Source organism: Bradyrhizobium pachyrhizi (assembly GCF_029714545.1).
Classification (GTDB): Bacteria; Pseudomonadota; Alphaproteobacteria; order Rhizobiales; family Xanthobacteraceae; genus Bradyrhizobium; species Bradyrhizobium pachyrhizi.
In genome coordinates, this window is sequence record NZ_CP121667.1 from 4,796,964 (window position 1) to 4,819,198 (window position 22,235).

A 22,235-nucleotide genomic window follows, 5' to 3' on the forward strand; every position below is an offset into this window, starting at 1 on the left:
GGAACGATGGATTGCTTCGCTGCGCTCGCAATGACGGGGCTGGCCGCTACCCCGCGCCGATCAGCGGCACGGCTTCGTCGCGTTCGTAGAGGTAGAGCAGGACACGCAGCGCTTCGCCGCGTTCGCCCTTCAGCTTCGGATTGTCCTTCATGATCCGCAGCGCCTCGTCGCGGGCCTGGGTGATCAGCTGGCCGTGCACCTCGGAGCGCGCGATACGGTAGCCGGGCAGGCCGCTCTGGCGGATGCCGAGCACATCGCCTTCGCCGCGCAGCTTGAGATCCTCCTCGGCGATCCGGAATCCATCCGTGGTCTCGCGGATCACTTTCAACCGCGCTTTCGACATCTCGCCGAGCGGCTCCTTGTACAGCAGCAGACAGGTCGAGGCTTCCGAGCCGCGGCCGATGCGCCCGCGCAGCTGATGCAGCTGCGCAAGCCCGAAACGTTCGGCGTTCTCGATCACCATGATGGTCGCCGCCGGCACGTCGACGCCGACCTCGACCACCGTGGTCGCGACCAGGAGGCCGATCTCATGCGCGGCGAATTGCGCCATCACGCGGTCCTTCTCGGTGCCCTTCATCTGGCCGTGCACGAGGCCGACGCGGTCGCCGAACCGCTTCTGCAAGCTCTCGAAACGTTCGGTCGCGTTGGTGAGATGCTCGGTGCCCTCGGCCTCGGATTCATCGACCAGCGGACAGATCCAGTAGACCAGCTTGCCGGCGCCGAGCGCGCGGCCGACGCCGTCCATCACGTCCTCGATCCGGCTCATCGGCACCGCGCGGGTGTCGATCGGCTGGCGGCCGGCGGGCTTTTCACGCAGCTCCGAGACGTCCATATCGCCGAAGTAAGTCAGCACCAGCGTGCGCGGAATCGGGGTGGCGCTCAGCACCAGCACGTCGACGGCCTCGCCCTTGGAGGTCAGCGCGAGGCGCTCGCGCACGCCGAAGCGATGCTGCTCGTCGACCACGGCAAGCGCCAGCGCCTTGTAGATCACGTCGTCCTGGATCAGCGCGTGGGTGCCGACCAGGAGATCGATCTCGCCGGCCTCGAGCTGTGCCAGCAACTCGCGGCGCTCCCTGCCTTTCTCGCGGCCGGTGAGGATCGCAACGCGCAGGCCGGCACGTTCGGCGAGCGGCGCGATGGTCTTGATGTGCTGGCGCGCCAGGATTTCGGTCGGCGCCATCAGCGCGGCCTGCTTGCCGGCTTCCGCAACCGCGGCGGCCGCCAGCAGCGCCACCACGGTCTTGCCGGAACCGACATCGCCCTGCACGAGGCGCAGCATCCGCACCGGCTGCTGCAGGTCCGCGATGATTGCCGCGACCGCCTCTTGCTGCGACCTGGTCAGCGCATAGGGCAGGGCATCGATGATCTTCCGGCGCAGATGACCATCGCCGGCGTTGCGCACACCGGCGGGGCGGCGCAGCGTGGCGCGGATCAGGGCGAGCGCGAGCTGGCCGGCCAGCAGTTCGTCGAATGCGAGACGTGACCAGAACGGACCGTCGGGCAGGATATCAGTCAGCTCGACCGGAACATGCACGCGGGTCAGCGCCTCCCTAATCGGCGGGAAGTTGCAGCGGCGCAGCACCTCGGGGCTGATCCACTCCGGCAGATCCGGCAGCTTGGTTAGCGCCTGCGCGATGGCGCGGCGGAGCGAGCCGATCGCAAGCCCCTCGGTCAGCGGATAGACCGGATCGATGCCGGACAGTTTTGCAAAGCCCGCTTCATCGACGACGCGATCGGGATGCACGATCTGCGGGATGCCGTCATACATCGCCAGCGTGCCGGAGACGTAGCGCTTCTCGCCGACCGGCAGCAGCTTCTCGACATAGCCGGGCTGGGCGCGGAAGAAGGTCAGCACGACGTCGCCGGTGTCGTCGCTGGCATAGACGAGGTAGGGCGCGCGCGAATTGCGTGGCGGCGGCGGGCGATGGCGGTCGACGGTGACCTCGAGCGTCACCATGGTTCCGACCGCGGCGTCGCGGATCTTCGGCCGGGCGCGGCGGTCGATCACGCTCGCCGGCAGATGCAGCAGCAGGTCGACCAGCCGCGGCGTCTCGCTGCGGTCGAGCAGATAGCGCAGCAGCTTGTCCTGCTTCGGGCCGACCCCTTGCAGGGTCGTGACCTGGGCAAACAGCGGATTGAGCAGGGCTGGGCGCATCGACGAATCCAAGACCGTTTCACACCGTCATGCCCGGCCTTGTGCCGGGCATCCACGTCTTTTTTTGGAGCTGATGTCGGCCGGGTCCCGTCTACGGCAAAGGTTTCGACGGACGCGCAAGCCCGGCAATGACGGCATGCGCCCACGGAAACCCCAAAACGCGGCGAATGAGGGCTGACATCGGCCATCGCCATGGCTATATCAGGCCCGCCCGGCACGTCCGGGCTTTTGGCGTTGGATGGATTTTGGGACATGACGGGATCGACACGATCGAGCAGCGGGCTCGATGACCGCCGCAAGCGGCTTTTGTTTCGCTGCTGGCATCGCGGCACCCGGGAGATGGACCTGATCCTCGGCCGCTTCGCCGACGCGACCATTGGCGAACTGTCCGACCACGAGCTCGGCGAGCTCGAGCATCTGATCGAGGTGCCGGATCCCGACCTCTATGCGGCGCTGACCGGCGACAAGGTGCTGCCGGCCGAATATGCGACCGCGCTGTTTGCCCGCATCAAGGCGTTTCGGGTCGCGGATCCCAGCGCATGAAACAGCCCATGAAATCACCGGCCGCGATGCTCGCGCCCGGACGGGTGCTGACCATCGCCAATGTCGCCGAGGGCGCCGAAGGGCTCGTCATCTCCGATCTGGCGCGCGCGATTGCGGCGCAGCCGAAGCGGCCGGCCGTCAGCCTTGCCGTGGTGTGCCGCGACGGCGCGCGGATGCAGCAGCTCGCCCGCGCGCTGGAGTTCTTTGCGCCCGATATCGCCGTGATGCAGGTTCCGGCCTGGGACTGCCAGCCTTATGACCGCGTCTCGCCGCACGCCGGCATTTTGGCGCAACGGCTCACCGCTTTGGCCAAGTTGTCGCGGCTGGTCGGCAGCGACAAGCCGCTGATCGTGCTGACGACGGTGAATGCCGCCGTGCAGCGGGTACCGGCGCGCGATCAGGTCGCAGCGCAAGCGCTGTCGGTTGCGCCCGGCAATGTGGTGCCGATGGATTCGGTCGTGGCCTGGCTCGAGCACAATGGCTACACCCGTTCGTCGACGGTGCGCGAGCCCGGCGAATATGCCGTGCGCGGCGGCATCCTCGATCTGTTTCCGGCCGGCCTCGACCAGCCGGTGCGCTTCGACTTCTTCGGTGACTCCCTTGAGTCGATCCGCACCTTCGATGCCGAGACCCAGCGCACGCTGCTCGACATGCGCGGGCTCGATCTCGTGCCGGTCTCCGAATTCCAGCTCACCACCGAAACCATCCGGCGTTTCCGCATGGGCTATGTCGCCGCGTTCGGCGCGCCGCAGCGCGACGATCAGCTCTATGAAGCCGTGTCCGAGGGACGGCGCCATCCCGGCATGGAGCACTGGCTGCCGCTGTTCCAGGAGCGGATGGACACGCTGTTCGATTATCTCGACGGCGCGACGGTTGCGATCGAGCCGCAGGGCGAGGACGCCGCGCGCGAGCGCTTCTCGCAGATCGTTGACTACTATGACGCGCGGCGCGAGGCGCTGGAGCATCCGGGCAGCGGCGCGATCTACAAGCCGCTGCCGCCGGACCAGCTCTATCTGACCGAGGCCCAATGGGCCAAGCTGCTCGGTGATGCGCCGCTGGCGCGGCTGACGCCGTTCGCGGTGCCCGAGGGCTCGCCCGACGTGTTCGACGCCGGCGCACGGCAGGGCCGCAATTTCGCTCCCGAACGCGCCGACACCAACGTCAACGTGTTCGAGGCTGTGGTCGGCCATGTCGGCGCGCTGCAGTCGCAGCGCAAGAAGGTGGTGATCGCGCTGTGGAGCGAGGGCTCACGCGACCGCATGGGCGCGATGCTGCGCGACCACAAGCTCTTGAACACGACCAGCGTCAACACCTGGCGGATCGTGCAGGCGACGCCGCGCAACGAGACCATGCTGGCCGTGCTCGGCATGGAATCCGGCTTCGAGACCGACGAATTCGCCGTCATCAGCGAGCAGGACATTCTCGGCGACCGCCTGGTGCGGCCGCGCAAGGCGAGCCGCAAGCTCGACAATTTCATCTCGGAGGTAACGAGCCTTGCGACCGGCGATCTCGTGGTCCACGTCGAGCACGGCATCGGCCGCTTCGTCGGGCTGCAGACGCTCGAAGTCTCCGGCGCGCCGCATGACTGTCTCGAGCTGCATTATGCCGCCGAAACAAAACTGTTCCTGCCGGTCGAGAACATCGAGCTGTTGTCGCGCTACGGCTCCGACAGCGCCAATGTCGAGCTCGATCGTCTCGGCGGCGGCGGCTGGCAGGCGCGCAAGGCCAAGCTGAAGAACCGGATCCGCGAGATCGCGGGCGAATTGATCAAGATCGCGGCCGAGCGGCAGCTGCACGAGGCGCCGAAGTTCCCGCTGCAGCCGCACGTCTATGACGAGTTCTGCGCGCGCTTCCCCTATGAGGAGACCGAGGATCAGTTAGGGGCCATCACCTCGACCTTGAAGGATCTCGAGATCGGCCGTCCGATGGACCGGCTGATTTGTGGCGACGTCGGCTTCGGCAAGACCGAGGTGGCGCTGCGCGCGGCGTTCGCCGTGGCGCTGGAGGGCAGGCAGGTCGCGGTGGTGGTGCCGACCACGCTGCTGGCGCGTCAGCACTCGCGGACTTTCACCGAGCGCTTCCGCGGTTTCCCGGTCAATGTCGCGCAGGCCTCACGGCTGGTGTCGACCAAGGAACTCAGCCAGGTCAAGAAAGGGCTCACCGACGGCAGCGTCGACATCGTCGTCGGCACCCATGCGCTGCTCGGCAAGACCATCAAGTTCAAGGACCTCGGCCTGTTGATCGTGGACGAGGAACAGCATTTCGGCGTCAGCCACAAGGAGCGGCTGAAGCAGCTGCGCGCCCAGGTCCACGTGCTGACGCTGTCGGCAACCCCGATTCCGCGCACCCTTCAGCTTGCATTGACCGGTGTCCGCGAGCTCTCGATCATCGCCTCGCCGCCGGTCGATCGCCTTGCGGTGCGCACCTTCGTCGCGCCGCATGATCCCCTGATGATCCGCGAGGCGCTGCTGCGCGAACGCTACCGCGGCGGGCAGGCGTTCTACGTCGTGCCGCGGATCGAGGACCTTGCCGGCGTCAAGGACTTCCTCGACAAGAACGTGCCCGAGATGAAGGTCGCGGTCGCCCACGGCCAGATGCCGCCGACCGTGATCGAGGACATCATGTCGGCGTTCTACGACGGCAAATACGACATCCTGCTGTCGACCACGATCGTCGAGTCCGGTCTCGACATCCCGAACGCCAACACGCTGATCGTGCACCGCGCCGATATGTTCGGCCTCGCCCAGCTCTACCAGCTGCGCGGCCGCGTCGGCCGCTCCAAGCTGCGTGCCTATGCGCTGTTCACGCTGCCGGCACAGCAGAAGATCACGGCGCAGGCGGAGCGGCGGCTCAAGGTGCTGCAGTCGCTCGAGACGCTGGGGGCCGGCTTCCAGCTCGCCTCGCACGACCTCGACATCCGCGGCGCCGGCAATCTGCTCGGCGAGGAGCAATCCGGCCACATCAAGGAAGTCGGCTTCGAGCTGTACCAGTCGATGCTGGAGGAGGCGATCGTCAACCTCAAGGCCGGCGTCGCCGAGCCGGCTGCCGACCGCTGGTCGCCGCAGATCACGATCGGCATGCCGGTTTTGATCCCCGAGGACTATGTCAACGACCTCAGCGTGCGGCTGTCGCTGTACCGTCGGCTCGCCGATCTCGACACCGACGAGGACATCGACGCCTTCGCCGCCGAGATGCGCGACCGCTTCGGCGTGCTGCCGGACGAGGTGCGCTATCTGTTCAAGGTCGCGGCGATCAAGGCCTATTGCCGAAGGGCCAATGTCGGGAAGGTCGATGCCGGCCCGAAGGGCGCCGTGATCGCATTCCGCGACAACAGTTTTGCGCATCCGGAGCGGCTGGTCAGCTTCATCCGCCAGCACGGCCAGGCCGCCAAGGTGCGGCCGGACATGAAGGTGGTGTTCTTCCAGGAGTGGGATACTCCCGAAGAGCGGCTCGCGGGCACCACCGAGATCCTGCGCCAGCTCGCCAATCTCGCGGAGAGCAAGAAGGCAGCTTAGACTACGTTCTCCGGCAGATCGCGTTCCAGCGGATTTGACCGGCCTTGCTACCCGCTCGACCTGGTCGCGAATGACCCAAAACGGACAGCGGGCTTTCGGCCGGCGCTCCCGGCTTGATCTACATCAATGTTCCGCGCTTGCGCCGGGCCAGACTCGTTCCCCTATCTTCAATTTATTGTTTAGGGAGGGTGGAATGAGCGCAATTCGTATTGTCGCTATCGGATTTCTGCTCTCCAGCTCCACGTTTGCGTTGGCGCAGGGCACCGCCGGCACCCCCGGTTCGCCGGCGGCTACTATCACCATCCCCGGCAATCAGCTTCCGCCGCCTCCACAGCAATTCGGTGGCAAGATCGAACGCGATGCAACCCAGTCGTCGCCCTATTGGCCGTCGCGGATCGTGCCGCCCAAGGGAGCACCGAACGTTCTGTTGATCATTACCGACGATGCCGGCTATGGCGTACCGAGCACATTCGGCGGCGTGATTCCGACACCCGCGCTGGACCGCGTCGCCCAGAACGGCCTGCGCTTCACCAATTTCCATTCCACCGCGCTGTGTTCGCCGACGCGCGCCGCGCTCATTACCGGGCGCAACCATCATTCGGTCGGCTATGGCGTGGTCGCCGAACAGGCCACCGGCTATCCCGGCTATGACAGCGTCATCACCAAGGACAAGGCCACCATTGGCCGCATCCTCACCGACAACGGCTATCGCACAGCCTGGTTTGGCAAGAACCACAACACGCCGGAATATCAGTCGAGCCAGGCCGGTCCGTTCGATCAGTGGCCGACCGGCATGGGGTTCGAATATTTCTACGGCTTCATGGGCGGCGACACCAATCAGTGGCAGCCCGGCAATCTCGTTCGCAACACCACGCCGATCTATCCTTACGAAGGTAAACCCGGTTGGAATTTGATGACGGCGATGGCCGACGACGCGATCGACTACGTAAATCGTATGAACGCGCTTTCGCCCGACACACCGTTCTTCGTCAAGTTCGCGCCGGGTGCGACGCACGCCCCCCATCACCCAACGCCGGAGTGGGTCAAGAAGATCAGCGACATGCACCTGTTCGACCAAGGCTGGAACAAGCTGCGTGACACCATCTTCGAGAACCAGAAGCGGCTCGGAGTCATTCCACAGAATGCAAAGCTGACGCCATGGCCGAAGGATCTGATCAAGGAATGGGATCAGCTTTCGGCCGATGAGAAGAAGCTGTTCATCCGCCAAGCTGAGGTGTTTGCGGCCTACGCCGCCTATGCCGACAACGAAATTGGTCGTGTCATTCAGTCTATCGAAGACATAGGCAAGCTCGACAACACTTTGATCATCTACATCGAGGGCGACAACGGCACCAGCGCGGAAGGCCAGCCGAACGGAACGCCGAACGAAGTGGCGATGTTCAACCAGATCAACCCGTCCGTCGAAGATCAGCTCAAATATTTCTACGACGTATGGGGCACCGATCGCACCTACAATCACATGTCGATCGGCTGGGCCTGGGCGTTTGACACACCGTTCTCCTGGACCAAACAGATCGTGTCGCATTTTGGCGGCACGCGCCAGGGCATGGCGATTTCCTGGCCAGCGGCGATCAAGGACAAGGGCGGTATCCGGAGCCAGTTCCACCACGTCATCGACGTTGTGCCGACCATTCTCGAGGCGGCCCAGATCAAGCAGCCCGACATCGTCGACGGCATCAAGCAAAGCCCGATCGAGGGCGTCAGCATGATGTACACGTTTGATCAGAAGAACGCGGATGCGCCGTCCACCCACAAGACGCAATATTTCGAAATGTTCGCCGACCGCGCGCTCTACAATGATGGCTGGATCGCGAGCACCAAGGTCCTGCGACCACCATGGGTGACGATTGCCAAACTGCCGAGCCCGCAGGATTACCCGTGGGAGTTCTACGATCTCCGCAACGACTGGACGCAGGCCGAGGATGTCGCCGCCAAGTATCCGGACAAGCTGAAGGAACTGCAGGCGATGTTTTGGAAGGAGGCGGAAAAGTACCAGGTGCTGCCGCTCGACTCCTCGGTGGCCGCCCGCCTCGTCACGCCGCGTCCGAGCCTCAGTGCTGCCCGCACCAAGTTCAGCTGGACCCGGCCGATCACGGGCACGCCGAATGGCGACGCACCGAGCATCCTCAACTCCTCCTACACCTTCAAAGCCGAAGTGGACATTCCGCAAGGCGGCGCTGAGGGCATGCTTGTGACCCAGGGCGGTCGTTTCGGCGGCTATGGGCTCTATGTCCTGAACAGCAAGCCCGTGTTCACCTGGAATCTCGTCGACCTCAAGCGCGTGCGCTGGGAGGGGTCGGGGCTAACCCCCGGCAAGCACGTGATCGAGTTCGACTTCAAGTACGATGGCCTTGGCGCTGCCACCATGGTGTTCGGCAACTACAGCGGCATCGGACAGGGCGGCACCGGCACGCTGAAAGTTGATGGCAACGCGGTAGCCACAGAGAAGATGGAGCATACGCTGCCGTTTATCCTGCAGTGGGACGAGGCGTTTGACATCGGCTCCGACACGGGCACGCCGGTCGACGACAATGACTATCAGACGCCATTCGCCTTCACAGGCAAGATCGACAAGATCTCGCTGGACATCGACCGTCCAAAGCTGAGCCCGGAGGATGTCAAGCGTCTGCAGGAGGCTGCGCGTGCGGCTGGTGACGGTCCTTCCGCCGACCCCGGAAAGACGGCTTCGGTCACGCCGCAGGTCGGCACTGTTGGCGTAAGCCTTGTCGAGAAGATCCAGTTGCGGATCGACAAGCGCGAGGGCTGTCGCAAGCAGGCCGAGGCGCAGGGGCTCGGCATCGTGGACCGTATCAAGTTCGTCCAGCAATGCGTCCAGCAGTGATACCGGTGGCGGGATCGCCTTCGGGCAGTCTCTTGCACCTTCACATGTCGCTTGTTGGCCCACCGCGTCATTTCGTTGCGCTGTGGAGTTCAATCGCTATCGGGGCATAGCGGACGCCGGTAACCGTTCAGCCGGCAAATGATAGGTTCACGGCTTAAGACGCCGCGCGCTCCGGCGTTCCGAACAGGCGCCCGAGCAAGGAGATCGCGGAATCGCCCGGCATCAGCGTTGCGACGCTGACCGCGGGCTCGGAGCGGGCATCGCGGCGGCCGTTCTGGGTGTGGCGCATCACGCTTGCCAGACGTCGCGTGATCGCTTGCGCGTTGCGCAGGTCGGTGCCGGCGAACACCACGACCAGCGAGCGGTCGTCATGCACCGCGCCGAAATCGACCTGGCGCATCAGCCGGCTGATGATCCGTGCGCCGTCGAATTGCGCGCGGGGTTGCGTGTCGTCGAAGGTGAAGCGCGCCACCGAGAGCGCGCCGCCACGCTCGGCGGTCTGGTAGACGGCGGTTGCGAAGTCGCGCTCGAACGCGGCCTTGGTAAGCAGGCCGGTCCGGGCATCGATCAGGCCCTTGGCGTCGATCGCCTTCAGCATGCGGCCGAGCCGCGCCTCGAAGGCGTGCTGGCGGATCATCGGCAGCGCCATGTCGGCGATGCGGGTCGGCCCGGCGGTGACGATCTCGAGATTGGGTAGCTCGTATCGCGGCGTCAGTTCGCCCGAAGCGACGATCACGGGCAACGGGCGGAAGCGGACGTCCTCGGTCAGCACGGTCAGGAACGCGTCCATCACCCGCGGTGTGAAGCCTTCCGCCAGCACGATGCCGTCGATATCGCGGCTACTGAGATGCTTGGCGGCAGCCTCGATGCTGAGGGCGCCGACCACGCCGGCGCGTTCGCCGAGCGCGACCGACAGCGTCGGGTAGGCGCCGCCGCGACCGATCAACAGCGCGGTGGCCTCTCCGATCGGATCGATGTCAGACAGGGCGATCGGTGCCGGCGGCACCAGGCGGCGCATCACGGTGGCATGCAGCGCGCGAACGCGTAAGGACGCGTTGAGCCGGGCCACCAGCCGATCCGGCAGACCCTTGTTCTGGAAGAATGCGATCACGGTGTCGGGCAGGGTGGTCGCGGGATCGACCGCGATCAGCGGCAGATACGGCGCGCGGGCGGCGGCGCGCTTGGCGAGACCCGACAGGGTGACGAAGTCGACCCCCTCGGCGGCCGCGATGATCGCGGCCGGCTTGACCTGCTCGATGGCCCGTCCGGCCTCGTTCCAGTCGGTGACCACGACCGGGAACAGTTTCGTCTCATCGAGGACTGCGGCGAACGACGGCTTTGCCGACGCCGATACGATGAGGACCGGACCTTGTTGAGACATTCGAACGCTCGAAACCAATGCTTAAGATCAGCAACGGCTGCGATGCTAGTTCGCATGGCTTAATGCGGCGTCAACACAATGATAAGACTAACACAATGATAAGATTTTAACTCACCCCGGCGCCGCCACGGTCGCGAAACGCTTCGACCATCAAGGGGTTAAGCCCAAGTTCTGTGAGGGCGTCACGGGCGCGCGCATTGTCGTGCGCCCGTCCGGCCAGCCGGTGGCCGCTGAGACGGTCCGGCAATGCGGTGAGCAGCGCGCCCTGGCCGAGGCGGCGCGACCATTCCTGCAGCTCCTGGGCGAGGAAGCGGTAGCCGCCGACCGTCAACACCCCCGACGGCGGCGCGGTGATGTTGATCGCTCCGGTCGCGCGATCGACCCGCGCGGCATATTCGGTGTCGACGAAATCGCGCGGCGGCGGCGCGATCAGGCTGTCGCCGGGCGGAGGCGGCGGCGCATAGGCGGCGACCGGCACCATCGGGCCGCGCAGGCCGAGCGTGCCCTTCGGCGTCAGCAGGATCTCCCCGGCGACCGATGCGCCGGGCGCTTCGCGCGGCGCGCTGTGCGGCCCCGGCTTGATCAGGGCCGGCGATCCGTCCTCGGCGGTGCGGCGGGCGCCGAACAGCCCGGCCTCGCCGAACAGATAGACATCGGTCATGGTCACCCGCCGCGAGCTCCAGCGCGCGCTGGAGGCAACTTGCTCGGGCGTACGCCAGAGGCCGATCACGGTGCGCAGGCTGGGCAGGCGCTCCGACAGGCCGCGCTCGTCGAGCCGCAGTGCGAGCTGCGCCGGCGCGATCAGCGTGTTGCAGGTGTGATCGTTGAACTGGGTCTCGAACGCGTCCTCGTCGAACGGGTGATGCAGCACCAGCGTTCCGCCCGACAGCAGCCAGGTCACCAGCGAGGAGCAGATGCCGGCGAACGACATCGGCGCGAACGCCGACATGATGGTGGCGCCTTGCGGCAAATCGCTCTCCAGCGACATCGCGAGCCCGCCGGCAATCAGGCCGAAATGCGCCCGCGGCACCGGACGAAGACCTTCGCTGGTGACGTCGAACGAGATCAGCGCCGGCTTGCGGCCGTCCTCGATCATCGGGCGCGAGGCCCGGAAGTCCTCCAGGATCGCCTGGTCGAGCGACGCCATGCCTTCGGGCAGATCGCTCCCGAAGCCGCAGACGTGGCGGATCGAGAACGCTTCCGCCGCGGCGTTCATCGCGATGTCGGCATAGGAGACGCCGTCGACCCGGCCGCAGCTGACGATCGCCCGCGCCGCGGTGCGGTTGAGCACGGACGTCAGCTCGGCCTGCCGCCACAGCAGCGGCAGCGGCACCACCACGAGGCCGACCCGATGCGCGGCAAGAACCGTCAGGGCGAATTCGACCGTGCCGGGCAGCTGCACGGCGATCACCGTGTTGGCCGGCAATCCGCTCTGCACGAAGTGGGCGGCGATCGCCGAGATCGCGCGGTCGGCCTGGGCATAGGTCAGGCGCTTGCGGGTCTGTCCGGTGATGCGCTGCTTGTTGAGCGGGTCGACCAGCGCCAGCGCCTCGGGCTGCCGCGCCAAAGTGCGCTTGAACAGGGTATCGAGCGTTGGCGAGGTGATCGACTGGTTCACGGGTTCAACGTCGGTTGCATCGCTTCGCTCGGACCAGGTCATGCCGCGTCGGGTCGTATCACTCGGCAAATCATCTGGATTGCGTGCCGGGCTTCTGCCACCAGGTCTCCGGCAGGTAGCCCGTCAACGCCGTGGTCGAAGGCCGTTCTATCCGATTCCAGCGCGCGATCCATTGCTCTCCCAAGTTAAATAGGGGGATAGCGTAGAAGCCCGACATCAGGGCCCGGTCCAGCGCCCGGACCGCCGAGACGAAGGCCGGCCGCTCGCGCGCCGCGAGCAGCGCCGCGATCATGGCGTCGATGGCGGGATCCCTGGCGCCCATGTAATTCCTTGTGCCCGGCAAATCGGCGGCCTGGCTGCCCCAATAGAACCACTGCTCGTTGCCCGGCGACAGCGACTGGTCCCAGCGGATGGGGATCATGTCGAAGTCATAGCCGACCCGGCGCTGCTCGAACTGCACCGCGTCGACCACCCGCACCGCGGCTTCGATGCCGGCCCGCTTCAGGTCACGCTGATAGGCGAGGGCGATCCGCTCATGCTCGCGCGTCGTCACCAGGATCTCGATGCGCAGCGGCGTCCCTGTCGAGCGCTGCTTCAAGACTGTGCCGTCGAGCGCGTAGCCCGCCTCGGCGAGCAGCGCGAGCGCAGTACGCAGGAGGCCGCGGTCGCGCCCCGACCCGTCGGTGACCGGCAGACGATAGCGGCCGTCGAGGATATCGGGCTGGATGTGCGACAGATATGGCTTGAGCAGCTCGCGCTCGCGATCGTCGGCGGGGCGGCCATAGGCGGACAAATCCGATCCGGCGAAGAAACCGCCGGCGCGCGAGAACAGTCCGAAATAATAGTTGCGGTTGACCCATTCGAAATCGAACAGCATCGCCAGTGCCTGACGCACCCGCAGGTCGGCGAATTTCGGCCGCCGGCTGTTGAAAACCAGGAATTCGGACGGCCGCGGCGTGCCGATCTTGATGGTGTCGCGGATCACCTCGCCGTTGCGCGCCGCCGGGAAGTCGTAGCCGTCGTGCCAGCGCAGCGGCTCGGTCTCGGTCCGGAAATCATACAGGCCGCGCTTGAAGGCCTCGAACATGCCGTTGGCCTCGCGGTAGTAATCGAGCCTGATCTCGTCGAAGTTCCAGAGGCCGCAATTGATGGGCAGGTCGCGGCCCCAATAATCGGGATCGCGCGTGAAGGTCACGCTGGCGCCGGGCTTGACCGCCGTCACGCGGTAGGGGCCGGACCCGATCGGCGGCGCCAAGGTCGTTTCCTCGAACTTTTCGGGGTTGATGGCGTGCCGCGGCAGGATCGGCATCAGGCCGAGGATCAGCGGCAATTCGCGATCCGCCACGCCGCCGAAATCGAACCGGACCGTGAGCGGGTCGACCGCCTCGGCCTTTGCGACTTTCGAATAATACTGACGGTGCATCGGACGGCCGTGGTCGCGCAGCAGCGCCAGCGAGAACAACACGTCGTCGGCCAGCACCGGCCGGCCATCCGAAAAGCGGGCGCGGGGATCGATGTGGAATGTCACATAGCTTCTGGCGTCGTCGGTCTCGACGCTGCGCGCGAGCAGGCCGTACAGCGTGAACGGCTCGTTATTGCCCCGCGCCATCAGGCTTTCGTAGACATAACCGCGCTCATAGCCGTAGCCCCTGACCTGCTGCACGGGGACGCCCCTGATGATCAGGGGATTGAGACTGTCGAAGGTGCCGATCACGCCCTGAACCAGGCGACCGCCCTTGGGCGCGTCGGGATTGGCGTAGGGCAGGTGGGTAAAGTCGGGTGGCAGCGCGGGGGCGCCATGCATCGCCATCGCGTGGCTCTCGGCGGCGGCCGCAGGGACCAGCCCGCTCGTCAGGAATCCCAAGCCCAGGAATCCCAACGCCAGCCAGATGGCGGCCCATGCGGCGCGCCAAGTGTGCCCGGGAACACGTGCGTGAGGCGCCGGATTTGATTCGCGAAACGTCACGTCCGGAGGTTTATCACAGGCGGCTGAAACTCGCCGCGAGATGGGCGCAAATACGCTTGTCGGCATTGATCTTTCCGCACGCCGCTGTATTGAAGGCGTGCAATTCGAAGGCGGGAACGCCTGTCACGTATCCGCCTCAATTGACTAGGAGACAGCCGCCCAAACGGCTATGTGTCGGCGCCTGCAGCGGTTTCGGGCTTCCGTTCAGAAAGGGTTTTCCGCAATGAATTTCCGTATCTTGGCCGCCCCGGTCCGGCCGCATGGGCGAATTGTCGCCCTGATGGCGGCGACGGCATTCTCTGCAGCGCTCCTGGTTCCTGCCGCTCAGGCCCAGCAGCCGGCAGCGCCGGCGCCTGCGGCACCGAAGGCTGCGCCCAAGGCGGCACCCAAGGCAGCTCCGAAGGCTCCGGCAGCCCAGGCGCCCGCCCAAGCACCGGCCGCCGGCCAGCCGCCCGCTGCGGCCGGCCAGCCGCCGGCGCAGGATCAGCAGATCCAGCTGATCTACGCCCCCTGGACCAAGTTCTGCCTGAAGGGCCAGGAAGCCAACGCCAAGCAGGTCTGCTTCACCGGCAAGGACGGCCGCATCGAGTCCGGCCAGCCGGTGATCGCCGCCGTGATCATCGAGCCGGAAGGCGAGCCGAAGAAGATCCTGCGCGTCACGCTGCCGCTCGGCATGCAGCTCGTGCACGGCACCCGCATCATCGTCGACGGCAACCCGCCGCAGCAGGCGCCCTATGTGATCTGCTTCCAGAACGGCTGCATGTCCGACTATGAAGCAACGCCCGAGCTGATCGCCAACATGAAGAAGGGCCAGAACCTCGTGGTCCAGGCGATCAATTCCAACGGCGCGCCGCTGACGCTGCCGCTGCCGCTCAACACCGAATTCGCCAAGGCCTATGACGGCCCGCCGACCGATCCGAAGGTGTTCGAGGAAAACTCGAAGAAGCTGCAGGAAGAGTTGCAGAAGCGCGCCGAAGAGCAGCGCAAGAAGCTGGAAGGCGCGGGCGGTGGCTCCGCGCAGGCTCCGGCGCCGGCCAACCCGGCGGCCAAGTAAACACTTCAATCACGCGTTCAAGAAAGCGCGAGATCATCGCGATCAAAAGGCGCCCGGAAGGGCGCCTTTTTTGGCATGCGAAACAGACTGGCTGCTGGCAGCCTGCTGCGCTGGTGATCGTGCAGATCGTGTGCGATGGTCGCCGCAGGGTGCTTCGATTGCGTCGCGCGATGAGCGCGCATCGTCGGTGCCTCGTCCGGACAAGTCCGGCGTCGAAGCACAATCATAAATCCGATACGGGAGGCCAGACGAAAGCGCGGACAGCGCCTTCGATGCGCAAATGCGTGCGCGGGTCTTTCCGCGATCCTGGCCGCCGTTCGCAGTCATGGAAGTCGCGCAATGTCCCGGCAAGTCAGCAGCCAGCGGCGGGAACTGCGCTCCCGGCCTCGGGAGCAGCCGACCGGCGGTGCTTCGGTCGGTGCTGGCGTTCGCGTCAGCCAGGACAACGTCCCCGGAACGTTTCATCCCGGCATCGTCCATCTCGCGCTGGCGATGGGCGGCTTTGCGATCGGCATCGCCGAATTCGCGACCATGAGCCTGTTGCCGTTCTTCGCCCACGACCTGCACGTCAGTGAGCCCCAGGCGGGCCACGCGATCAGCGCCTACGCACTCGGCGTCGTCGTCGGTGCGCCGGTCATCGCGGTGCTGTCGGCGCGCATGACCCGGCGGACGCTGCTGATCGCGCTGATGGGCTTCTTCGCGCTGATGAACGGCCTTTCGGGGCTGGCGCCCGATTATCACACCATGCTGGCGCTGCGCTTCCTGGCGGGGCTGCCGCACGGCGCCTATTTCGGCATCGCCATGCTGGTCGCGGCCTCGCTGGTCCCGACGGACAGGCGCACGGCGGCCGTCGGCCGCGTGCTGCTGGGACTCACCATCGCGACGACGATCGGCGTTCCGCTCGCCAACGGGGTCGGGCAGGCAATCGGCTGGCGCTGGGCCTTCGCGATCGTTGCCGGCCTCGCGCTCTTGACCGCGATCCTGGTCCTGATCTTCGCCCCGCGCGATGCCGCCAGCAGCAAGGCGAGCCCGCTGCGCGAACTGTCGGCACTCGGGCGCAAGCATGTCTGGCTGACGCTGGCTATCGGCGCCATCGGTTTCGGCGGGCTGTTCTCGGTCTACACCTATCTGGCGTCGACCATGCTGGCGGTGACGCACACGTCGCCCGCACTGGTGCCGGTGACGCTATGCGTATTCGGCGCCGGCCTCACCGCCGGCAACATCATCGTGCCGCGCTTCGCCGACCGCGCGCTGATGGCAACCGCGGGCGGGCTCCTGCTGTGGTCGGCGGCGACGCTCGCGCTCTATCCGCTGGCGGCAGGAAATTTCTGGACGCTGACCGCCGACGTGTTCCTGATCGGGCTGGGCGGGGCGCTCGCCACCGTGCTGCAGACCCGCCTGATGGACGTCGCGGGCGAGGCGCAGAGCCTCGCTGCGGCGCTCAACCATTCCGCCTTCAACGTCGCCAATGCGCTGGGGCCGTGGCTCGGCGGAATGGCGGTTGCCGCGGGCTACGGCTGGACGTCGACCGGCCTCGTCGGCGCGGGGCTGGCGCTGGCGGGCTTTGCGGTCTGGGCGATCGCGGTTGTCTTGGCCAAGCGCGAGGGGGTGTGAGCGTGGCAGCGCGAACGCCGTGGCATTCGCCGGACCGCCGCCGAACCTCAGTTCAGCGACGGATTGCGCGGACGGTAGCCGCCCGATTTGTCCTTGATGAAGATCTCCGCCACCTGCGAATGCCGGATCGGCTCGCCGGACTCGTCAGGCAAGAGGTTCTGCTCCGAGACATAGGCGACGTACTCGGTTTCCGAGTTTTCCGCGAGCAGATGGTAGAACGGCTGGTCCTTGTGCGGCCGCATGTCCTCGGGGATCGACAGCCACCATTCCTCGGTGTTGTTGAACTCCGGGTCGATATCAAAAATCACGCCCCGGAAGGAGAACACCCGGTGACGGACGATCTGCCCGATCTGAAACTTGGCGGTGCGCGCTTTGATCATGGCTCGTCGATAGACCAACATTGTGGCCGATGCTAGGGGCTAAGGTCCGAATTAGCCCACGCTTTACCGATTCCAGCCCTGCAAAAACGACCCGAAATCCGGCCGAGAAACTACTTTCAGAATGATCGATATCCTCAATCTGGCGTTGCCGTATTTCGGCTTGATCTTCATCGGCTATGCGTGCGGCAAGGCCAAGGGTTTGCCCGAGAGCGGGCTCGCCTGGATGAATTTCTTCCTGCTTTACGTTTCGTTGCCGGCGCTGCTGTTCGGGATCATGTCCAAGACGCCGTTTGCGGAGCTGAACAACCCGCCATTCCTGATCGCCACCACGCTCGGAACCGTGCTCGCATTCTTCCTGGCGATGGTCGCGGGCAAGGTGATCGGCGGGCTCACGCTGCGCGAGGCGACGCTGGCCGGCCTGTCGGGCGCCTACGGCAATATCGGCTATATGGGGCCCGGCCTCGCGCTCGCCGTGCTCGGTGCCAAGGCGGCGGCGCCGACCGCGCTGATCTTCTGCTGCGACAGCATCTTCCTGTTCTCGATCGTGCCGCTGCTGATCGAGCTCACCGACCGCGATCATCCCTCGCTGCTGCACGCACTCGGCGTGGTGCTGCGGCAGATCGTGCAGAACCCGCTGATCATGTCGGCGGTGTTCGGGGCGCTGGTCGCCGCGTTTCACATCCCGATCCCGGTCGCGCTCGATCGCACCATCCAGTTCCTGGAAAACGCCGCCGCGCCGACAGCGCTGTTCGTGCTCGGCATCACGGTGGCGCTGCGGCCGTTCGAGCGGGTGCCGTGGGAGGTCCCGGGCGTGGTCGCGATCAAGCTCTTGATCCATCCGCTGCTGGCGTTCGGCCTGATGCTGCTGTTCGGCCCGTTCGCGCAGCCTTGGGCTGCGACAGCGGTGCTGATGGCTTCGCTGCCGCCGGCGCTCAACGTGTTCGTGATCGCGCGGCAGAACGACACCTGGATCGAGCCGGCGTCGGTCGCGGTGCTGATCGGCACCTTCGCCTCGGTGGTCACGCTGACCAGCGTGATGTGGTTCATCCAGAGCGGACGGCTGGTGTTTCCCTGATCGGCGCGCTTCTTATTTGACGCGTTTTCTTAACGCGAACCGGTACCCACTTCGCTCGAAAACGCTTTGCTCACCGCCGCCACGACGGCGCGAGGCCTTCGCGCATCGCGAGGCGCCGCAACGGGCCGAATGCGCTGAGCAGATGCAGGCCGGCAGCGCGCGCCGTCTGCATGCCGAGGAAATCGCTCAGCAGCGACCGGTTGGCGATGTCGATCGCCCAGGTGCGGCTGGCGACATCGGGACGCCGCGCCGCCTCGTAGCGCGACAGCACATTGGGCGCGCCGGGATCTTCGCCACGACCGATCGCCTGACCCGTGATCTCGGCGATATCGGCGGCATCGCGCAGTCCCATATTGAGGCCCTGCGCGCCGATCGGCGGCAGCACATGGGCGGATTCCCCGACCAGCGCGATCCGGTTCTTGGCGAATTGCCGCGGCCGCTCGATCGCCAGCGGAAACACGTGACGGCCGCCCTGGACCTCGATGCGGCCAAGGATCGAATGCGATTGCCGCTCGGCGGCGAGGGACAATTCGTCGTCGCCGAGCGCCATCAGCCGTTCGGCCTCCTTGGGCGCCGAGACCCAGACCACGCTGCTCCGGTTGCCGCCGAGCGGCACGAACACGCAGGGGCCGTGCTCGGTGTGGAACTCGGTCGAGACGTTGTGGTGCGGTCGGGTGTGGGTGACGTTGAAGGTGAGGGCGGACTGCCCGAGCTCGCGGCTTGTCACCTCGATGCCGGCGGCCTCGCGGGACAATGAATTGCGCCCGTCGGCACCGACCACGAGCCGGGCCCGGAGCGACTGGCCCTGCCGCGTCACCACGGTGACCGCGGCAGCGTCCGGCCGCACCGAGGCAGCTTCATCGTCGAACCGCGTCAGCGCGGACAGTTCGCCGGCGCGGTCCTCGAGCGCCGCGACCAGCGAGCGGTTGTCGATGTTGAAGCCGAACTGCTCGCGGCCGATCTCGTCGGACGAGAAGCGCACCTCTGGCGCACGGATCAGGCGGCCGGTGTCGTCGACGAGGCGCATGGTCTTGAGCGCCGCCGCTCGGTCGCTGCAGCGCCGCCAGACGTCCAGCCGCTCCAGGATATCGGTCGAGGCACCGAGCAGCGCGGTGGTCCGATTATCGGCATAGGGCGCGCGGCGCGCCAGCAGCGCAGTCCGTGCACCTGCGTCGGCAAGGGCAATCGCAGCCGTCAATCCGGCCGGACCGCCGCCTATTACGATAACGTCATAATCCAGCGAGCTGTCGGTCATATCAGGACATTTGACATGCTTGGCCCGATTTTCAAGCCATCGGTAACCACCAAGAGTTTCCAACGCTTTGCGCGGCGGAACGCCGCAAGACCGCATATGCAAACCGGTCCGATTCCTGATAGCACTCGGCCGATGGAGCATTCGAGCCAGCCCGATGCGTTGCCAGAACGGATGCGGACCGCCGCATTCTCCGTTCATATTTTCACGGCGCTCGGCGCCGGGGTCGCGCTGCTGGCGATGCTGGAGGCGGTGCGCGAGCACTGGGCCAACATGTTCGCCTGGCTCGGGGTCGCGCTCATCATCGACGGGATCGACGGCCCGCTGGCGCGCCGGCTCGACGTGGTCCGGCTGCAGCCGAACTGGTCGGGCGAGGTGCTCGACCTGGTGGTTGATTTCGTCACCTATGTGTTCGTGCCGGCCTATGCGATCACCGCGAGCGGCATGCTGCTGCCGCTGGCGGCGCCGATCCTCGGGGTCGGCATCGTGGTCTCCAGCGCGCTGTATTTCGCCGACCGCCGCATGAAGGCCGATGACAACCATTTCCGCGGCTTCCCGGCGCTGTGGAATGCGGCAGCGTTCTACCTGTTCCTGCTGCACCTGCCGCCGGTGCTGTCGACGATCGTGGTCGCGCTCCTGATCGTGCTGACCTTCGCGCCGTTCCACGTGCTGCATCCGCTGCGTGTGGTGCGGCTGCGCTGGCTGACGCTGTGGCTGCTCGGCGCATGGGCACTGCTCGGCATGTACACGCTTGCCAACGATTTCGTGGTCGGAGCGCCGATCACCTTCGGTCTCTGCGCCATCGCCGTCTACATCATCGGCAGCGATACCGTGATCCGCCGGATGAAAGCCTTCAGAGCATGATGCAATTGATCACCAGCCCGGAAGCCTGGGCGGCGCTGCTGACCCTGACTGCGCTCGAGATCGTGCTCGGCATCGACAACGTGATTTTCCTGTCGGTGATCGTGTCGCGGATCCCGCCGGCGCAGGCCAAGCGCGCGCGGCAGATCGGCCTGCTGCTGGCGCTGGTGTTCCGCATTCTGCTGCTCTCGATCCTGGTCTGGCTGATCGGGCTGACCCAACCGGTCATCACCGTGAGGGACGTCGCGCTGTCGTGGCGCGACATCATCCTGATCGGCGGCGGCCTGTTCCTGATTGCGAAAGCGACCCACGAGATTCACGGCGAGGTCGAGGCGCGCGAGGGGGAAGCCGACGACAGGCCGAGCGCCAGCGCATTCTTCTGGGTGATCGTGCAGATCATCATCATCGACTTGGTGTTCTCGCTGGATTCGATCATCACCGCGATCGGCATGGCGCAGGACATCGAGATCATGATCGCGGCGGTGGTGATCGCCTGCGCCATCATGTACATCTCGTCGGGACCGGTGGCGCGGTTTGTCGCGGAGCACCCGACCACCAAGATGCTGGCGCTGGCCTTCCTGGTGCTGATCGGCGTGGCGCTGGTGGCCGACGGCTTCAAATTCCACATTCCGCGCGGCTACATCTATTTCGCGATCGCCTTCTCGGCCGCTGTCGAGGCGTTCAACGTCATGGCCAAGCGCAACCGCAGGAAGCCGGCGCGCTAATCGGCATTGTCTCCGCGCAAACGCTGCGCGTTTGTCGCGCGGGAAGACCGCTTCGCGCTTTTCCGGATCATGCCATGGCCGGTTCCGGCCCGCTTGGTTGACAAGCCGGCCGCGATGGCATTCGCTCGCTTGACGCTGATATTGAGGGGAGCGACGACATGACCAAGGCTGTGCGCGTGCACCAGGTGGGGGGGCCGGAGGTCCTGACCTATGAGGACGTCGAGGTGGGCGCGCCGGGGACGGGCGAGGTCCGGATCCGCCAGCACGCGGTCGGCCTGAACTTCATCGACGTCTATTTCCGCACCGGCCTCTACAAGGCGCCCGGCCTGCCGTTCATCGCGGGCAATGAGGCTGCAGGCGAAGTGTTGGCCGTGGGGCCGGGCGTGACCAATTTTCACCCCGGCGACCGCGTCGCCTACTACTACAATCTCGGCGGCTACGCGTCCGAGCGCGTCATCCCGGCCGACAAGCTCGTCAAGCTGCCGGACCATATCACCTACGAGCAGGGCGCCGTGCTGATGCTGAAGGGCCTCACGGTCTGGTATCTCCTGCACAAGACCTTCAAGGTCGAGCACGGCCATCGCGTGCTGATCCACGCCGCGGCGGGCGGCATCGGGCTGCTCGCCTGCCAGTGGGCGCGGGCGCTCGGCGCGCATGTCATCGGCACCGTCGGCTCGAAGGCGAAGGCCGATCTCGCGCTCGCTAATGGCTGCGATCACGTCATCCTCTACAACGAGGAGAATTTCGTCGAACGCGTCAAGCAGATCAGCCGCGGCGAGCTCTGCGACGTCGTCTATGACGGCGTCGGCAAGACCACCTTCCCGGGATCGCTGTCCTGCCTCAGGCCGCGCGGTCTGTTCGTCTCCTTCGGCAACGCATCGGGTCCGGTGCCGCCGTTCCCGCTTGCCGAACTCAACAACCACGGCTCGCTGTTCGCGACGCGGCCCAAGCTCAACGACTATGTCGGCACCCGCAAGGAGTTGCTCGAAGGCGCCGACACGCTGTTCGCCGCCGTGATCAACGGCAAGCTGCACGTGCCGATCAACCACGCCTATGCGCTCAAGGACGCGGCCAAGGCGCATATCGATCTGGAGAGCCGGGCGACCACCGGCGCGGCAATTTTGCGGCCGTAGAGAGATCGTCATTCCGGGGCACGCGAAGCGTGAACCTCAGGTGCGCAATTGCGCACCGGGGAATCTCGAGATTCCGGGTTCGATGCTGCGCGTCGCCCCG

The 22,235-nt window shown here is 65.9% G+C and carries 15 protein-coding genes; 9 read left to right on the plus strand and 6 right to left on the minus strand.

What is annotated here, in order from left to right:
• Positions 1–46 precede the first annotated feature (46 nt).
• Positions 47–2,155 carry an ATP-dependent DNA helicase RecG gene (gene recG, locus QA639_RS22540; RefSeq protein ID WP_283087439.1) on the minus strand — a complete coding sequence of 703 codons (2,109 nt, stop codon included), beginning with the start codon at positions 2,153–2,155 and terminating at the stop codon, positions 47–49.
• 252 nt (positions 2,156–2,407) lie between these two features.
• On the opposite strand from recG, the gene QA639_RS22545 reads away from it, so the two are divergent.
• The 3 genes from QA639_RS22545 to QA639_RS22555 all read left to right on the plus strand — a co-directional run bounded on the left by QA639_RS22545 (position 2,408) and on the right by QA639_RS22555 (position 9,076).
• A complete protein-coding gene (locus QA639_RS22545; protein WP_028332052.1) occupies positions 2,408–2,698 on the plus strand; it encodes an FAD assembly factor SdhE in 291 nt (96 codons plus the stop codon).
• Positions 2,695–6,213 (plus strand): transcription-repair coupling factor, encoded by a 3,519-nt coding sequence (gene mfd / locus QA639_RS22550; RefSeq protein WP_283087440.1) that lies wholly within the window; start codon positions 2,695–2,697, stop codon positions 6,211–6,213. The genes QA639_RS22545 and mfd overlap by 4 nt, the downstream gene beginning before the upstream one ends.
• A gap of 193 nt (positions 6,214–6,406) precedes the next feature.
• Positions 6,407–9,076, plus strand: coding sequence for an arylsulfatase (locus tag QA639_RS22555; protein ID WP_283087441.1), 2,670 nt, complete (start codon positions 6,407–6,409; stop codon positions 9,074–9,076).
• 154 nt (positions 9,077–9,230) lie between these two features.
• On the opposite strand, the gene QA639_RS22560 is transcribed toward QA639_RS22555, so the two are convergent.
• From QA639_RS22560 to QA639_RS22570, 3 genes are all read right to left on the minus strand, one after another.
• Complete coding sequence (locus QA639_RS22560) at positions 9,231–10,457, minus strand: GGDEF domain-containing protein (protein WP_157347744.1); 1,227 nt, start codon at positions 10,455–10,457, stop codon at positions 9,231–9,233.
• 106 nt (positions 10,458–10,563) lie between these two features.
• The gene (locus tag QA639_RS22565; RefSeq protein WP_283087442.1) at positions 10,564–12,117 is read right to left on the minus strand and encodes an AMP-binding protein; all 1,554 of its coding nucleotides are present in this window, start codon (positions 12,115–12,117) and stop codon (positions 10,564–10,566) included.
• Between the two features lie 28 nt (positions 12,118–12,145).
• Positions 12,146–13,885 carry an extracellular solute-binding protein gene (locus tag QA639_RS22570; protein ID WP_283090612.1) on the minus strand — a complete coding sequence of 580 codons (1,740 nt, stop codon included), beginning with the start codon at positions 13,883–13,885 and terminating at the stop codon, positions 12,146–12,148.
• Positions 13,886–14,264: 379 nt separating this feature from the next.
• Here QA639_RS22570 and QA639_RS22575 point away from each other — a divergent pair, with 379 nt between their 5' ends.
• Both QA639_RS22575 and QA639_RS22580 read left to right on the plus strand, forming a co-directional pair.
• Positions 14,265–15,095: an invasion associated locus B family protein gene (locus QA639_RS22575; protein ID WP_028332046.1), complete on the plus strand. Its 831-nt coding sequence runs from the start codon at positions 14,265–14,267 to the stop codon at positions 15,093–15,095.
• Positions 15,096–15,434: 339 nt separating this feature from the next.
• Positions 15,435–16,709 (plus strand): MFS transporter, encoded by a 1,275-nt coding sequence (locus tag QA639_RS22580; protein WP_283087443.1) that lies wholly within the window; start codon positions 15,435–15,437, stop codon positions 16,707–16,709.
• A 47-nt stretch (positions 16,710–16,756) separates the two neighbouring features.
• On the opposite strand, the gene hspQ is transcribed toward QA639_RS22580, so the two are convergent.
• The gene (gene hspQ, locus QA639_RS22585; RefSeq protein ID WP_021081543.1) at positions 16,757–17,089 is read right to left on the minus strand and encodes a heat shock protein HspQ; all 333 of its coding nucleotides are present in this window, start codon (positions 17,087–17,089) and stop codon (positions 16,757–16,759) included.
• Positions 17,090–17,210: 121 nt separating this feature from the next.
• Between hspQ and QA639_RS22590 the strand changes: the two genes are divergently transcribed.
• Positions 17,211–18,164 (plus strand): AEC family transporter, encoded by a 954-nt coding sequence (locus QA639_RS22590; RefSeq protein WP_016845765.1) that lies wholly within the window; start codon positions 17,211–17,213, stop codon positions 18,162–18,164.
• A gap of 70 nt (positions 18,165–18,234) precedes the next feature.
• Here the strand turns inward: QA639_RS22590 and QA639_RS22595 are convergent, their stop codons facing one another.
• On the minus strand, positions 18,235–19,419 hold the full coding sequence (locus QA639_RS22595) for a UbiH/UbiF family hydroxylase (RefSeq protein ID WP_283087444.1): 1,185 nt from the start codon (positions 19,417–19,419) through the stop codon (positions 18,235–18,237).
• Positions 19,420–19,551: 132 nt separating this feature from the next.
• Here QA639_RS22595 and pcsA point away from each other — a divergent pair, with 132 nt between their 5' ends.
• The 3 genes from pcsA to QA639_RS22610 all read left to right on the plus strand — a co-directional run bounded on the left by pcsA (position 19,552) and on the right by QA639_RS22610 (position 22,135).
• Positions 19,552–20,280 carry a phosphatidylcholine synthase gene (pcsA, locus tag QA639_RS22600; RefSeq protein ID WP_092084776.1) on the plus strand — a complete coding sequence of 243 codons (729 nt, stop codon included), beginning with the start codon at positions 19,552–19,554 and terminating at the stop codon, positions 20,278–20,280.
• Positions 20,277–21,002, plus strand: a complete 726-nt coding sequence (locus tag QA639_RS22605) for a TerC family protein (RefSeq protein WP_050384705.1) — start codon at positions 20,277–20,279, stop codon at positions 21,000–21,002. The genes pcsA and QA639_RS22605 overlap by 4 nt, the downstream gene beginning before the upstream one ends.
• 158 nt (positions 21,003–21,160) lie before the next feature.
• Positions 21,161–22,135, plus strand: coding sequence for a quinone oxidoreductase family protein (locus tag QA639_RS22610; protein ID WP_050384723.1), 975 nt, complete (start codon positions 21,161–21,163; stop codon positions 22,133–22,135).
• The last annotated feature ends 100 nt before the right edge of the window (positions 22,136–22,235 follow it).

Bases quoted from the DNA above. Each gene is read 5' to 3' on its own strand.
- QA639_RS22545 (WP_028332052.1), top strand. From the start codon at position 2,408: ATGACGGGATCGACACGATCGAGCAGCGGGCTCGATGACCGCCGCAAG.
- QA639_RS22605 (WP_050384705.1), top strand. From the start codon at position 20,277: ATGATGCAATTGATCACCAGCCCGGAAGCCTGGGCGGCGCTGCTGACC.
- QA639_RS22610 (WP_050384723.1), top strand. From the start codon at position 21,161: ATGACCAAGGCTGTGCGCGTGCACCAGGTGGGGGGGCCGGAGGTCCTG.
- mfd (WP_283087440.1), top strand. From the start codon at position 2,695: ATGAAACAGCCCATGAAATCACCGGCCGCGATGCTCGCGCCCGGACGG.
- QA639_RS22565 (WP_283087442.1), bottom strand. From the start codon at position 12,117: ATGACCTGGTCCGAGCGAAGCGATGCAACCGACGTTGAACCCGTGAAC.
- hspQ (WP_021081543.1), bottom strand. From the start codon at position 17,089: ATGATCAAAGCGCGCACCGCCAAGTTTCAGATCGGGCAGATCGTCCGT.
- recG (WP_283087439.1), bottom strand. From the start codon at position 2,155: ATGCGCCCAGCCCTGCTCAATCCGCTGTTTGCCCAGGTCACGACCCTG.
- QA639_RS22575 (WP_028332046.1), top strand. From the start codon at position 14,265: ATGAATTTCCGTATCTTGGCCGCCCCGGTCCGGCCGCATGGGCGAATT.
- QA639_RS22560 (WP_157347744.1), bottom strand. From the start codon at position 10,457: ATGTCTCAACAAGGTCCGGTCCTCATCGTATCGGCGTCGGCAAAGCCG.
- QA639_RS22555 (WP_283087441.1), top strand. From the start codon at position 6,407: ATGAGCGCAATTCGTATTGTCGCTATCGGATTTCTGCTCTCCAGCTCC.
- QA639_RS22570 (WP_283090612.1), bottom strand. From the start codon at position 13,885: ATGGCGATGCATGGCGCCCCCGCGCTGCCACCCGACTTTACCCACCTG.
- QA639_RS22590 (WP_016845765.1), top strand. From the start codon at position 17,211: ATGATCGATATCCTCAATCTGGCGTTGCCGTATTTCGGCTTGATCTTC.
- QA639_RS22580 (WP_283087443.1), top strand. From the start codon at position 15,435: ATGTCCCGGCAAGTCAGCAGCCAGCGGCGGGAACTGCGCTCCCGGCCT.
- QA639_RS22595 (WP_283087444.1), bottom strand. From the start codon at position 19,419: ATGACCGACAGCTCGCTGGATTATGACGTTATCGTAATAGGCGGCGGT.
- pcsA (WP_092084776.1), top strand. From the start codon at position 19,552: ATGGAGCATTCGAGCCAGCCCGATGCGTTGCCAGAACGGATGCGGACC.